General features: G+C 62.9%; 12 protein-coding genes and 1 tRNA gene. 5 read left to right on the plus strand and 8 right to left on the minus strand.

Translation table 11 applies throughout. From position 1 onward, the window contains the following. Window positions 1–45: 45 nt before the first annotated feature. Window positions 46–1,674 (minus strand): DNA alkylation response protein, encoded by a 1,629-nt coding sequence (locus tag AC0L3L_RS22760; RefSeq protein WP_473487033.1) that lies wholly within the window; start codon window positions 1,672–1,674, stop codon window positions 46–48. A 164-nt stretch (window positions 1,675–1,838) separates the two neighbouring features. Between AC0L3L_RS22760 and AC0L3L_RS22765 the strand changes: the two genes are divergently transcribed. From AC0L3L_RS22765 to dprA, 4 genes are all read left to right on the plus strand, one after another. Continuing rightward, window positions 1,839–2,819 carry an aspartate carbamoyltransferase catalytic subunit gene (locus AC0L3L_RS22765; protein ID WP_123145822.1) on the plus strand — a complete coding sequence of 327 codons (981 nt, stop codon included), beginning with the start codon at window positions 1,839–1,841 and terminating at the stop codon, window positions 2,817–2,819. Further along, window positions 2,816–4,102, plus strand: a complete 1,287-nt coding sequence (locus AC0L3L_RS22770; RefSeq protein WP_473639172.1) for a dihydroorotase — start codon at window positions 2,816–2,818, stop codon at window positions 4,100–4,102. The genes AC0L3L_RS22765 and AC0L3L_RS22770 overlap by 4 nt, the downstream gene beginning before the upstream one ends. Before the next feature lie 122 nt (window positions 4,103–4,224). Further along, on the plus strand, window positions 4,225–4,812 hold the full coding sequence (gene plsY, locus AC0L3L_RS22775; RefSeq protein WP_473639173.1) for a glycerol-3-phosphate 1-O-acyltransferase PlsY: 588 nt from the start codon (window positions 4,225–4,227) through the stop codon (window positions 4,810–4,812). Beyond that, the gene (gene dprA, locus AC0L3L_RS22780; protein ID WP_473487036.1) at window positions 4,809–5,933 is read left to right on the plus strand and encodes a DNA-processing protein DprA; all 1,125 of its coding nucleotides are present in this window, start codon (window positions 4,809–4,811) and stop codon (window positions 5,931–5,933) included. The genes plsY and dprA overlap by 4 nt, the downstream gene beginning before the upstream one ends. 244 nt (window positions 5,934–6,177) lie before the next feature. On the opposite strand, the gene AC0L3L_RS22785 is transcribed toward dprA, so the two are convergent. After that, window positions 6,178–6,253, minus strand: a tRNA-Lys gene (locus tag AC0L3L_RS22785). Window positions 6,254–6,516: 263 nt separating this feature from the next. On the opposite strand from AC0L3L_RS22785, the gene AC0L3L_RS22790 reads away from it, so the two are divergent. Next, window positions 6,517–7,008: a BA14K family protein gene (locus AC0L3L_RS22790; RefSeq protein WP_473487037.1), complete on the plus strand. Its 492-nt coding sequence runs from the start codon at window positions 6,517–6,519 to the stop codon at window positions 7,006–7,008. A gap of 74 nt (window positions 7,009–7,082) precedes the next feature. On the opposite strand, the gene glpK is transcribed toward AC0L3L_RS22790, so the two are convergent. From glpK to AC0L3L_RS22820, 6 genes are all read right to left on the minus strand, one after another. After that, window positions 7,083–8,576 (minus strand): glycerol kinase GlpK, encoded by a 1,494-nt coding sequence (glpK, locus tag AC0L3L_RS22795; RefSeq protein WP_473639174.1) that lies wholly within the window; start codon window positions 8,574–8,576, stop codon window positions 7,083–7,085. Between the two features lie 84 nt (window positions 8,577–8,660). Then, the gene (locus AC0L3L_RS22800) at window positions 8,661–10,403 is read right to left on the minus strand and encodes an ABC transporter substrate-binding protein (protein WP_254025941.1); all 1,743 of its coding nucleotides are present in this window, start codon (window positions 10,401–10,403) and stop codon (window positions 8,661–8,663) included. Between the two features lie 72 nt (window positions 10,404–10,475). Beyond that, window positions 10,476–10,757 (minus strand): DUF2160 domain-containing protein, encoded by a 282-nt coding sequence (locus AC0L3L_RS22805; protein WP_473487039.1) that lies wholly within the window; start codon window positions 10,755–10,757, stop codon window positions 10,476–10,478. Between the two features lie 27 nt (window positions 10,758–10,784). Continuing rightward, on the minus strand, window positions 10,785–11,603 hold the full coding sequence (locus AC0L3L_RS22810) for a carbohydrate ABC transporter permease (protein ID WP_065007668.1): 819 nt from the start codon (window positions 11,601–11,603) through the stop codon (window positions 10,785–10,787). A 112-nt stretch (window positions 11,604–11,715) separates the two neighbouring features. After that, window positions 11,716–12,582 carry a carbohydrate ABC transporter permease gene (locus tag AC0L3L_RS22815; protein ID WP_473487040.1) on the minus strand — a complete coding sequence of 289 codons (867 nt, stop codon included), beginning with the start codon at window positions 12,580–12,582 and terminating at the stop codon, window positions 11,716–11,718. 2 nt (window positions 12,583–12,584) lie between these two features. After that, window positions 12,585–13,655 (minus strand): ABC transporter ATP-binding protein, encoded by a 1,071-nt coding sequence (locus AC0L3L_RS22820; protein WP_473547340.1) that lies wholly within the window; start codon window positions 13,653–13,655, stop codon window positions 12,585–12,587. Window positions 13,656–13,666 lie beyond the last annotated feature (11 nt).

Consider the following 13,666-nt stretch of genomic DNA (forward strand, 5'->3'; position numbering starts at 1 on the left):
CCACAGCGGCGCGACAGACGACGAGAAACCCTCCCAAGTCTCTTCTCAGGTGACCGGCGGATAGAGCGTATCGATGATCATACGCGCATCATGGCGTGAATCGAGCATGCCATAAGTGTTGCGCCACTGGCCGGCGAGGCGCGTCTCGACGAAGGCGTCGGCGATCCGCCCTGCCCCCAGCCTGCGAAGCTCCGCCGCTGCCGCCGACAGCGCCAGTTGCTCGGTGAGCAGGCGGGCCGAGCCCTCGTCGGTTGCCGCGACCTGCATTGCAGCCTTGAGCACACCGACGGTGCCGCGTCCGCCGGCGCCGAGATCGCGATCGATGCCGGCCAGCACCTCCTCGAACAGGCCCGGTGCACGCCCCAGCACGCGCAGCACGTCGAGCGCCATGACATTGCCGGATCCCTCCCAGATCGAGTTGACCGGAGCTTCGCGATAGTAGCGGGCGAGCGGCGCCTCCTCGACATAGCCATTGCCGCCGAGGCATTCCATCGCCTCGTAGAGCAGCGGTGGTGCGATCTTGCAGACCCAGTATTTGACGACCGGCGTCATGGCGCGCGCGAAGGCCGCCTCGCCGCGGTCGCTGGCCGCCTCGTCGAAGGAGCGCGCCAGCCGGAACGACAGCGCGGTGGCCGCAGCGACGTCGAGCGCCATGTCGGCCAGCACGCGCTGCATCAGCGGCTGCTCGATCAGATTGGTTCCAAACACCTGGCGGTGACGGGTGTGGTGGACGGCCTCGGCCAGCCCGGCACGCATGATCGCCGACGAGGCGATCGCGCAGTCGAGCCGGGTCAGCGTCACCATGTCCATGATCGTCTTGACACCCGCCCCTGGCTCGCCGACCATCTCGCCGATGGCGTTGACGAACTCCACCTCGGACGACGCGTTGGAGCGGTTGCCGAGCTTGTCCTTCAGCCGCTGGAAGCGGAAGCCGTTACCCGACCCATCGCCGAGAATGCGGGGAACGAGAAAGCACGAAAGCCCTTCCGGCGCCTGTCCAAGCACCAGGAACGCATCCGACATCGGCGCCGACATGAACCATTTGTGGCCGGTCAGGCGATAGAAGCTGCTGCCGGCGCGCTCGGCCCTGGTGACGTTGGCGCGGACGTCGGTGCCGCCCTGCTTCTCGGTCATGCCCATGCCCAGCGTCAGCCCGGCCTTTTCGACCGGCGGCTTTTGGCCCTGGTCGTATTTGCGTGTCGTCACACGCGGCGCCCATTCGCGAAAAAGCTTCGGGCTTGCCATCAGCGCTGCCAGCGATGCGCTGGTCATGGTGATGGGGCAGAGATGCCCGGTTTCGAGCTCGGCCGTCAGGTAGAACCGGGCGGCGCGCACCTGATGACGGCGGCCGATCTCGGCATCGCCATTTTCCCAGACCGACGAATGCAGCCCGTTCGCCACCGACCGGCGCATCAACGCGTGATAGGCTGGATGGAACTCGACCAGATCGATGCGCCGGCCCTGCCGGTCATGGGTCCTGAGCTTCGGCGTCTCGACATTGGCAAGGCGGGCCAGCTCCTGCGCCTCGTGCGTCAGCACGAAACGGCCGAGCCCGTCGAGATCCTTGCGCACCGGATCGGAAAAACGCTCGGCAAGCTGGATCAGCAACGGATCGCCCCGCCAGGCGTTGCCGCCTGCCAGCGGCGGCGGCTGGTTCGTCACGTCGTCGGTCACGCATTGTCCTTATCATCATCATCACAAGGCCACGAATCCGAAGCCATCGGCGGTTTATAGCCCAAGCCGCGCAACCCGCGCGACGAAAATACCGGGGAGAAAGGCCGCAATCCAAAGCTGGTGCTTGCAGCCAAAGGTCCTCCACCCTATAGCAGCGCCTTGAGATGACCGACGCTTCGTCCCTGCCACTCTATCCCCACCGCCATCTTCTGGGCATCCGCGATCTTTCCCCCGCCGACATCGAGCTTTTGCTGGACAGGGCGGACCGGGCGGTCGCGATCTCGCGGCAGTCGGAGAAGAAGACCTCGACGCTGCGCGGCCGCACCCAGATCAACCTCTTCTACGAAGCCTCGACCCGCACGCAGTCGTCGTTCGAGCTGGCCGGAAAACGGCTCGGTGCCGACGTCATGAACATGTCGGTGGCCAGTTCTTCGGTGAAGAAGGGCGAGACGCTGATCGACACGGCGATGACGCTGAACGCCATGCGGCCGGACATATTGATCATCCGCCACCAGTCGGCGGGTGCCGCCGCACTGCTGGCGCAAAAGGTCGGCTGCTCGGTGATCAATGCCGGTGACGGCGCCCATGAGCACCCGACGCAGGCGCTGCTCGACGCGCTGACCATCCGCCGCGCCAGGGGCCCGCTGTCGAAGCTGATCGTGGCGGTCTGCGGCGACATCCTGCATTCGCGCGTGGCGCGTTCCAACATCATGCTTCTCAATGCGCTCGGCGCCCAGGTCCGCGTCGTGGCGCCGTCGACGCTTCTGCCTGCCGGCATCGAGAAAATGGGCGTGATCGTCACCCGTTCGATGGCCGAAGGGCTCAAGGACGCGGATGTGGTGATGATGCTGCGGCTGCAGCGCGAGCGCATGGAAGGCGCTTTCGTGCCTTCGGTGCGCGAATATTTCCACTATTTCGGCCTCGATGCCGAGAAGCTGAAGGCGGCCAAGGACGGCGCTCTGGTCATGCATCCCGGCCCGATGAACCGCGGCGTCGAGATCGCCTCGGAAATCGCCGACGGTCCGCAGAGCGTCATCCAGGAACAGGTGGAGATGGGTGTTGCCGTGCGCATGGCGGTGATGGAAGCCCTGCTCGACCCCCGCCGCAATCGTGAGGACCGCAACCTCGAGGGCCGCGGCGCATGAACACAACGGTCTTCAGCCGGGCGCGCATCGTCGATCCGTCGCGCGGCATCGACGAGGTCGGCACGGTCATTGTCGAGGGCCGCAGGATCGTCGCTGCCGGCAAGGCGGCATTGAACCAGGGCGCTCCGCAAGATGCCGTCGTCATCGACTGCGCCGGCAAGGCTGTTATCCCCGGTCTGATCGATGCGCGCGTCTTCATCGGCGAACCGGGCGGTGAGCACCGCGAAACCATCGCTTCGGCCAGCGTGGCGGCGGCCGCCGGCGGCGTCACTTCCATCGTCATGATGCCCGACACCGACCCGGTGATCGACAATGTCGCGCTCGTCGAATTCGTGCTGCGCACCGCCAAGGACACGGCCATCGTCAACATCTTTCCGGCGGCTGCGATCACCAAGGGCCTCGAAGGCCGCGAGATGACCGAATTCGGGCTGCTGCGCGAGGCCGGCGCGGTCGCCTTCACCGACGGGCGGCACACCATATCAAGCGCACTGGTAATGCGCCGCGCGCTGACCTATGCGCGCGATTTCGGCGGCGTGATCGCTCATGAAACCCAAGACCCCGACCTCGCCTCGTCAGGCGTCATGAATGAAGGCCTCTATGCCAGCTGGCTCGGCCTTGCCGGCATTCCGCGCGAGGCCGAGTCCATTCCGCTGGAGCGCGACCTTGCGCTGGCGCGGCTGACCGGCGGCGCCTATCACGCGGCCAAGATCTCGACGGCCATGGCGGCAAACGCGGTAACGCGGGCGAAAGCCGACAGCGCGAATGTCACAGCAGGCGTCTCGATCCACAATCTGTCGCTCAATGAGAACGATGTCGGCGAATACCGCACCTTCTTCCGGCTGACACCGCCGCTGCGCGCCGAGGAAGACCGGATGGCGATGATCGAGGCGGTCAAGGACGGCACGATCGACCTCATCGTATCCTCGCACGACCCGCAGGACGTCGACACCAAGCGCCTGCCCTTCGCCGACGCCGCGGCCGGTGCCATCGGACTGGAAACGCTGCTGGGTGCGGCGCTGCGGCTCTATCACAATGACGACGTGACGCTGCTTAGATTGGTTGAGACATTGTCCACGGCGCCGGCAAGACTGTTCGGCCTGCCCGGCGGCACGCTGAAGCCGGGTGCGGTCGCCGATCTTGCGTTGGTCGATCTCGACGAGCCATGGATCGTCAGCGAAAGCGGCACCCGTTCGCGCTCGAAAAACACCTGTTTCGAAGGCGCGCGGCTGCAGGGCAAGGTCTTGCAAACGATGGTGGCGGGCCGCACAGTGTTTTCAGCCTAATGCATGTCGCGCAAAAGTGTGCAGCGGTTTTGCGATAACGACATGCATAAAACAGCAACCTAAAGCGCGTCGCATGAGGCCGGTCAAAACGCGACGCGCTTTAGGGCATATCTGGGGGAACAATGGCTTACGGCATCGTCTTGGCGCTGGTGTTCGGTTATCTGCTCGGCTCGATCCCGTTCGGGCTCCTGATCACCCGCGCCGCCGGTCTTGGCGACGTCCGCAATATAGGCTCCGGCAATATCGGCGCCACCAATGTACTGCGCACCGGCAACAAGGGCCTGGCCGCCGCCACGCTGCTGCTCGACGCGCTGAAAGGCACGGCGGCTGTGCTGATCGCTGGTCGCTTTGCAGCGGAACTCGGGCCTTGGGCCGGCCTCGGCGCTTTTTTCGGCCATCTCTTTCCGGTCTGGCTCGGCTTCAAGGGCGGCAAGGGTGTCGCCACCTATCTCGGCGTGCTGACCGCCCTTGCCTGGCAGGTGGCGCTGATCTTCGCCGTCGTCTGGCTCGCCGCTGCTTTCCTGTTCCGCTATTCCTCGCTGGCGGCGCTCACGGCAGCAGTTGTCGTGCCGATCGCGCTCTATGTCCTCAGCACGCCTGAGATTGCCGGGCTCTTCGTGCTGATGAGCCTGATCGTCTTCATAAAACACCGGGCCAACATTGCGCGGCTGCTGGCCGGCACCGAGAGCAAGATCGGGGCCAGGGAGTGAGCCAGCGCGCCGCCGGGCCGCGACTCAGCGACCGGCAGCGGTTGAGCTGGCTTCGTTTGATCCGCACACCGAATGTCGGCCCGGCCACCTTTCGCGACCTGATCAACCGCTTCGGCTCGGCCGAGACGGCGCTCGAGATGTTGCCCGAGCTGATGATTTCGGGCGGCGCCAGAAAGAGCGTCCGCATCCCGTCGATGGCCGAGGCCGAGGCGGAACTGGAGACCGCCCGGCGGGCTGGGGCCCGCTTCGTCGGCATCGGCGAGGCCGACTATCCGCCGCTGATGAAAAGCATGGACCATCCGCCGCCGCTGCTCGCGGTCAAGGGCGAAGGTGCGGTGTTCCGGCTGCCGGCGGTTGCTATCGTCGGCGCCCGCAACGCCTCGCTGGCCGGGATCAAGATGGCGCGGACGCTCGCCGCCGAACTCGGCCGCGACGGCTACGGCATCGTCTCCGGCCTGGCGCGCGGCATCGACACGGCAGCACATCAGGGCAGCCTTGCGTCAGGCACGATCGGCGTGCTGGCCGGCGGCCTCGACCTGCCCTACCCGCCCGAGAATGCCGGGCTGTGCAACGAGATTGCCGAGCGCGGCGGCGCCATCATTTCGGAAATGCCATTCGGCTGGCAGCCGCGCGCCCAGGATTTTCCGCGCCGCAACCGCCTTGTCGCCGGTGCAGCATTGGGGCTGGTCGTGGTCGAGGCCGCGCAACGCTCCGGCTCGCTGATCAGCGCCAGGCTTGCAGGCGAGATGGGCCGACTGGTCTTCGCCGTCCCCGGCTCGCCACTCGATCCGCGCGCCGCCGGCGCCAACGCCTTGCTCAAGGACGGCGCCACCCTGGTCACCGATGCATCGGACATTACCGGTGCGATCGCGCCGCTGGTCGGCGCGCTGGTGCCAAGGACAGCACCCTTCGAAGAGCCGCCCGACTTTTCGGCAACACCGCCACCCGGCGAGGGCGACCGCGCCCGCGTCGTCGAAGCTCTTGGCCCGACGCCGGTGGCGGTCGACGAAATCATCCGCCACACCGGCCTGCATCCCGCCCAGGTTTTCATGGTGCTGTTGGAACTCGACCTCGCCGGCCGGCTGGAGCGTCACGCCGGCGGGAAGGTCTCGCTGGTGTGATCGGAGTTTTCCGGATGTCTCAGCGCACGATTATTGGGAAAACCTGCCCCGATGCTATGAGGCGCTTACCAATACAATGGTGGGCGACGGGGCGGGCGGGTAGGAGAACGCTGCTGTGCTATCGTCTTGCGGTCGGCAGCCATCTGACGCCGGAACAGGTGCGCCGTGAGCGTTTCGCAGTGTCATAGGCTCTGGCTATGCTCCACCGGATCAGCCTAAATAATTGACTTTTCATATGAAACAATGGTGAGCGCGCAGGGATTCGAACCCTGGACCTACTGATTAAAAGTCAGTTGCTCTACCGGCTGAGCTACGCGCTCCCGCGGGCTCAGAATGCCGCCCTCGAAATTGCGCGGAACATAGGGAGAGTGCCTCGAGCGGTCAACCGGAAAAAGTGGGCACGTAAGCCGGGCTTTTCGCGGTCTCATGGCGCCTCGCAAAACGTCTCGACAAGGTCGGAGTTGCTGTCTCGCACAAAACCGAGACGCGTTACAAATCAGCAGCTTGCTATTTTTCGCGGAACAATTGCGCAACCCTGCCCGTTTTTGTCGCTACAAGGGACGACGCTTTCAAGGAGAAGATCATGAACAGGATCATGTCGGGCTTGCTGGCGACCGCGCTGTCAGCGTCATTCGCTGTAGCACAAATCGTGCCCGTCAACGCCCAGCCCATCTACGTGCCGCTGGGTCAGAACGTCTCGTCGGATGTACAGAACGTTCAGTATGAATGGCGGAGGAAGCGGGATTTCTCCCGCCGCGATTTCCGCCGTGATTTTTCCCGTCGCGATTTTCGTCGTTTCGCCCGCGACGACGATTTCAGGTATTGGCGCGGCTATCGCGGCTATCGCTACTATCGTCCCGGCTATCGCCGTTACGGCGACTACTGGTTCCCGCTGGCTGCCTTCGCTACTGGGGCGCTGATCACCGGCGCGATCGTCAACAACCAGTACCGCCGCGTCTATCGAGGCGATGCCCACGTGCAGTGGTGCTACAACCGCTACAGATCTTACCGGGCCTATGACAACACGTACCAGCCTTACTACGGCCCCCGCCGGCAGTGCATCTCGCCCTATTGATAAACCCAGGGCAGAGTTGAATAAAGGTAGTTGAGCCTGCGCCGACAACGGCGCAGGCTTTTCGGTGCGCGAACTTACAGCATGCTCAGCGTCCGGCGCACAGCATCGCGCCAACCCGCCAGCTTTGCGGAACGGACCGAAGCTCCCATATCCGGCTTGAATCTCCGTTCGAGCGCCCAGCTCTTGGCGAATTCCCTTGTCTTCGGCCAGACGCCGGCCTTCGAACCGGCCAGCCAAGCCGCGCCGAGCGCCGTCGTCTCCAAAATGGTTGGGCGGTCGACCGGCGCATCGAGGATGTCGGCAAGCCGCTGCATCGTCCAGTCCGACGCCACCATGCCGCCATCGACCCTGAGAACGGTCTTCGCTGACGCGCCCTTCCAGTCCTTGCGCATGGCATCGAGCAGGTCACGGGTCTGAAACGCCACGGATTCGAGCGCGGCACGGGCAAATTCGGCCGGACCCGAATTGCGGGTCAGCCCGAAGATCGCGCCGCGCGCCTCGGCGTCCCAATGCGGCGCGCCAAGTCCGACGAAGGCCGGCACCAGATACACTTCTTGAGTCGGGTCGGCGCTCGCCGCCAGCACGCCGCTCTGCTCGGCCTTGCCGATCACCTTGATGCCGTCGCGCAGCCACTGTACGGCAGCACCCGCGATGAAGATCGACCCTTCCAGCGCATAGGTGGTCTTGCCGTTCAGCCTGTAGGCAATGGTTGTCAACAACCGATTCTTCGAGCGCACCAGGTCGCTGCCGGTGTTGAGCAGCGCGAAACAGCCGGTGCCATAGGTAGACTTCATCATGCCCGGCTCGAAACAGGCTTGGCCGATAGCCGCCGCGTGCTGGTCGCCAGCCACGCCGAGGATTTTTATCTCCGAACCAAAGAGATTTTTTTCCGTGATTCCATAATCATCGGCGCAATCCTTCACCTGTGGTAGTATTCTTGCCGGTATGCCGAGAATGGCCAGCAGCTCGTCGTCCCAAGCATTATTTTCGATGTTGTAGACCAGCGTGCGCGAGGCGTTGGTGGCATCGGTGGCGTGAACCTTGCCGCCGGTCAGCCGCCAGATCAGAAAGCTGTCGATGGTGCCGGCCAGCAATTCGCCCTTCTCGGCGCGTTTCCTGGCGCCCTTCACCTTGTCCAGCATCCAGGCGATCTTGGTGCCGGAGAAATAGGGATCGAGCAGCAGGCCGGTCTTTCTGGTAAACTTCTTCTCCAGCCCCTGCTTCTTCAATTTCTGGCACAGCGGTGCAGTGCGGCGGTCCTGCCAGACAATCGCGTTGTGGATCGGTTTGCCGGTCGCCCGGTCCCAGATGACGACGGTCTCGCGCTGATTGGTGATGCCGATTGCCGAGATGTCGGCGGCCCTTCGCCTGGCAGCAGCCAAGGCTGCCTTGCAGGTCGAAACGACCGTGTCCCAGATTTCCTCTGGATCGTGCTCGACCCAGCCGGAGGCCGGATAGTGCTGGGCAAACTCCTTTTGTCCGCTGCCCACGAGTTTCATGGACCCGTCGAACACGATGGCGCGGCTGGACGTGGTGCCCTGGTCGATCGACAAGATGTATCCGGTCATGCTGTCTACCCCTCAGTTACAACGAAGGGAGACGGCTCGCGCCGCCTCCCTGTGGTCTCTTTCCGCTTTGGCGGTTCGGCAAGCCTACTGGGTGGTCCAGCGCTTGATCAGTTCCTCATAGACGATGGTCTCGCCTTTCGGCTTCTCGTTCTCGAGTTTGGCCTTAGGACCGTTCGGCTTGCCCAACCATTCGGCCGGATCTTTCGGCTCGTTGAGTCGCGGACCACAGCCGCCATAGACCTTAGCGGACTCGTCGGCGGCCTGCATGCGGGCCATCGTGATGTCCATTTCCTCAGCGAGGCGATCCATCGCCTGTTGCGGCGTGAACGCCCCGGAGTTCACGTCGCCGATCTGCTGCCACCAGATCTGGGCGAGCTTCGGGTAGTCGGGCACGTTGATGCCGGTCGGCGACCAGGCGACCCGGTCTGGAGAGCGGTAGAACTCCACCCAGCCGCCGAGTTTGGGCGCACGGTCGGTAAACGACTGATGCCGAATGTCGGAATCGCGGATCAGAGTGAGCCCGACATGGGACTTCTTCAAAGACACGGTCTTCGACACGACGAACTGCGCATAAAGCCAGGCGGCCTTGGCACGATCGGCCGGGGTCGATTTCAGGATCGTCCAAGAGCCCACGTCCTGATAGCCGATCTTCTGCCCTTCCTTCCAGTACGGGCCGTGCGGCGACGGGGCCATGCGCCACAACAAATTGCCCTGATCATCGACCGTGTTGTTGCCTTCCGACTTGGGCTTCACCATGTCGGCGAGGAAAGCCGTGTACCAGAAGATCTGCTGGGCCACGTTGCCTTGGCTCAGCGCGGGCAGCGACTGGTAGAAATCATAGCTCGCTGCTCCGGGAGGCGCAAAGTTGCGCAGCCACTCGTCCCACTTTGCGATGGCATAGACCGACGCCGGACCATTCGCCTCGCCACCGCGCGAAACGCTCGCGCCGACCGGATTGCAGGTGCCCGCCTCCATGCGAATGCCCCATTCGTCGATCGGGATGCCATTCGGCTCGCCGGGGCTGCCGGTGCCGGCCATGGACAGCCACGCGTCAGTCATGCGCCAACCGAGATCGGGTGCGCGCTTGCCGTAGTCCATGTGTCCGAAGACCTGCACGCCGTCGATTTCCTTCACGTCCTTGGAGAAGAATTCGGCGATATCCTCGTAGGCGGACCAGTTCACCGGGACGCCGAGATCGTAGCCATACTTGGCCTTGAACTTTTCCTTGAGTTCCGGCTTGTCGAACCAGTCCTTGCGGAACCAGTAGAGGTTGGCGAACTGCTGGTCCGGGAGCTGGTAGAGCTTGCCGTCCGGGCCGGTCGTGAACTTGATGCCAATGAAGTCTTCGAGATCGAGCGTCGGAAGGGTGACATCCTTGCCTTCGCCGGCCATGAAATCGGTGAGATTCACGGCAAGCTGCAGCCGCGAATGGGTGCCGATCAGGTCGCTGTCGTTGACATAAGCGTCATAGAGGTTGCGGTTGGTCTGCATCTGGGTCTGCACGGCCTGGACGACTTCGCCCTCGCCGAGGATCTGGTGGTTGACCTTGATGCCGGTGATCGCCTCGAACGCCTTGGTGAGCACGGTCGATTCATAGGTGTGTGTCGGGATACCTTCCGACAGCACGTTGACTTCCATGCCGGCGAAGGGTTTCGCAGCATCGACAAACCATTGCATTTCGGCTTCCTGAGCCGAGCGATCAAGGGTCGAAAGACCATTGATTTCCGTGTCAAGGAATGTCTTGGCTTCGTCCATGCCTGCATAGGCCTGACTGGCCCCGAGCAGCAGGACTAGTGCCGTTGTCGATGTTAGTAGGTGACGTCGCATGAGGTTCCTCCCATTTCGGTTTCAAGTGCGATCGGAGCGGTCGTTGTGCGGCCGCTCCAACAGTTTCTCCCCCTAGACGAATCGAAAAACGCCGATGGCGTAGACGATCGAGAGGGCGAGTGCCCACCACAGGTTGGGTCCGACAAGACCCAGCCAAGCGAGATGGATGTAGGCGCTGCCTAGCAGCGAAATGAACAGTCGGTCGCCACGCGTAGTATCGAGGCCGAGAATGCCATGGCGCGGCGCTCCGCCAGGACTGGCCCACTCCCACGCGGTCATCCCGACCAGAAGAAGCAGGATCACGCCGAAGAAGGTGGCGGTCTGCCAAGTCCAGGCCATCCATGACAGATCCATCGTCTTTACTCCTTCCCTGCGCCGCCGCTAGACGCGGCCGAGCGCAAACCCCTTGGCGATATAGTTCCGGACGAACCAGATGACGATCGCGCCCGGAACGATGGTGAGCACGCCAGCGGCCGCGAGCAATCCGAGTTCGTAGCCCGATGTGCTCGCCGTCCGGGTCATCACGGCGGCGATCGGCTTCGCGGCGACAGACGTCAGCGTCTTGGCGAGCAACAGCTCGACCCAAGAGAACATGAAGCAGAAGAACGCCGTGACACCGATGCCGGAAGCGATCAGCGGCATGAATATCTTCACGAAGAACCGCGGCCAGGAATAGCCGTCTATGAAGGCCGTCTCGTCGATCTCTTTCGGCACGCCGGACATGAAGCCTTCGAGAATCCACACTGCGAGCGGTATGTTGAACAGGCAGTGCGCCAGCGCAACGGCCCATGGCGTGTCGAAGAGATTGATGGCCGAGTAGAGCTGGTAAAACGGCAGCGCGAAAACCGCCGGCGGCGCCATGCGGTTGGTCAGCAGCCAGAAGAACAGGTGCTTGTCCCCAAGGAAGCGGTAGCGCGAGAAGGCATAGGCAGCGGGCAGCGCCACGCTGACCGAAATCGCAGTGTTGATAAATACATAGCTGATGGAGCTGATGTAGCCATTGTACCAAACGGGGTTGGTGAGGATCTCGACATAGCTCGCCACCGTGAAACTGCGTGGCCACAATGAGAAGCCGCCGAGGATTTCGTTCGTAGTCTTGAACGACATGTTGAGCAGCCAGTAGATCGGCAGCATCAGGAAGATGATGTAGACCGTCGGCACGAGCCAAAGGAAGCGCGCCTCCCGGCCGCGTCCGCTCATTACGCTCGCCGACCGGAGACCCGCCGCATTCGACGCCGGTGGCGGCGTTGTCTGCTCTCGCATCAAAACGTCGCTCCTTTTATCCCCAAGGCCTTCCTTCACCGATGTCATCTCAGCTCTCCGCTTCGGATTGGGTCATCAGGGTGTAGAAGAGCCACGACACCAGCAGCGTCATCAGGAAGTAGATGATGCTCATGGCCGCCGCGATTCCGAGGTTGAATTCGCCGAGCGCTGCCTTGACAAGATCGATCGACAGGAAGGTCGTGGCATTGCCCGGTCCCCCGCCTGTCAGTACGAACGGTTCAGTGTAGACCATGAAGGAATCCATGAACCGCAGCAGCATGGCAATGGTCAGCACGCGCTTCATCTTGGGCAGTTGGATAAAGCGGAACACCGACCAGCGTGATGCACCGTCAATCTTTGCAGCCTGATAGTAGGCGTCGGGTATCGAGACGAGGCCTGCATAGGCAAGCAGCACCACTAGCGAGGTCCAATGCCATACGTCCATCAGGACGACGGTGAACCACGCCGACAGCGGCTGGCTGGTGAAATTGTAGCTGATGCCCATCGCGTTGATAACATAGCCGAGCAGCCCGATGTCCGGCAGCGCAAAGATGTTCCACATGGCGCCGACGACGTTCCATGGGATCAGCAACGGCAGCGACATCAACACCAGGCAGACCGCGACCCATGGGCCGGAACGCGGCATGGCAAGCGCCACCGCCACGCCTAGCGGCACCTCGATCAGCAGGATTAACCCGGTGAAGGCGAACTGGCGCAGGAGCGATGCGTGGAAGCGCGGCGAATTAAGGACTTCCTGGAACCACTTAACGCCTTCAAAGAAGAACAGGTTGTTTCCGAACGTCTCCTGAACTGAATAGTTGACCACCGTCATCAGCGGGATGATTGCGTTGAACGCCACCAGCACCAGCACCGGCAGCACCATGAACCAAGCCTTGTTGTTCCAGGTCTTATCCATGCTCAGCCTCCCATCTCGACGCGCCAGGAATCGGCATAGATATTGATTCCTGCCGGGTCGAAAGCGATCTTCGGATCGGCGGGAATGTCCTCGTCCTCGCCGACGATCGCCGCGATGTCGCGGCCTTCGAAACTGGCGCGCACCACCTTGTGGCGACCGATATCCTCGACCTTCCGGATTGAAACCGGCATGCCGCTGGCGCCAAGCCTGACATATTCGGGGCGGATGCCGAGTTCGATCGCGCCTGTGATTCCAGCCTTGGGCGCGCCCGGCAATTCGATCGTCTGGCTGCCGAGCCGCGCGTTCCTGCCTTCGACCGCGACCGGCATGACGTTCATGCCCGGCGAGCCGATGAAATAGCCGACGAATGTATGCTTGGGCCGCTCGAACAGTTCGGCTGGAGAGCCGATCTGCACGATCTCGCCCTCATACATGACGACGACGTTTTCGGCGAAGGTGAGCGCTTCGGTCTGGTCGTGCGTGACATAGACCATGGTGAAACCGAAGCGCCTGTGCAGCTGTTTCAGTTGCGAGCGCAGCACCCACTTCATATGCGGGTCGATGACGGTCAGCGGCTCGTCGAACAGGATCGCGTTGACATCTGAGCGCACCAGCCCGCGCCCGAGCGAGATCTTCTGCTTCTGGTCGGCGGTCAGCCCCCTCGCCTTTCTCTTAGCCATATCGGCCAACCCCGTCATTTCCAGCGTTTCACGCACCTTGCGGTCGACGTCGGGTTCCGGAACGCCGCGATTGCGCAGCGGGAAGGCCAGATTGTCGTAGACGGTCATGGTGTCGTAGATGACCGGGAACTGGAACACCTGCGCGATATTGCGCTCCTGCGTCGACAGATTGGTCACGTCCTTGCCGTCGAACAGAAGCTCGCCATGCGACGGATACAACAGGCCGGAAATAATGTTGAGCAGCGTGGTCTTGCCGCAGCCCGACGGCCCCAGCAGCGCATAGGCGCCGCCGTCCTCGAAGGCGTGATGCACCTCCTTCAGCGCATAGTCCTTGTCCGACTTCGGATGCGGCCCGTAGGCGTGGCGGATATGGTTGCAGTCTATGCGCGCCATGTGCCCTCCTC

The sequence above is a fragment of the Mesorhizobium sp. WSM4849 genome, from assembly GCF_055811385.1.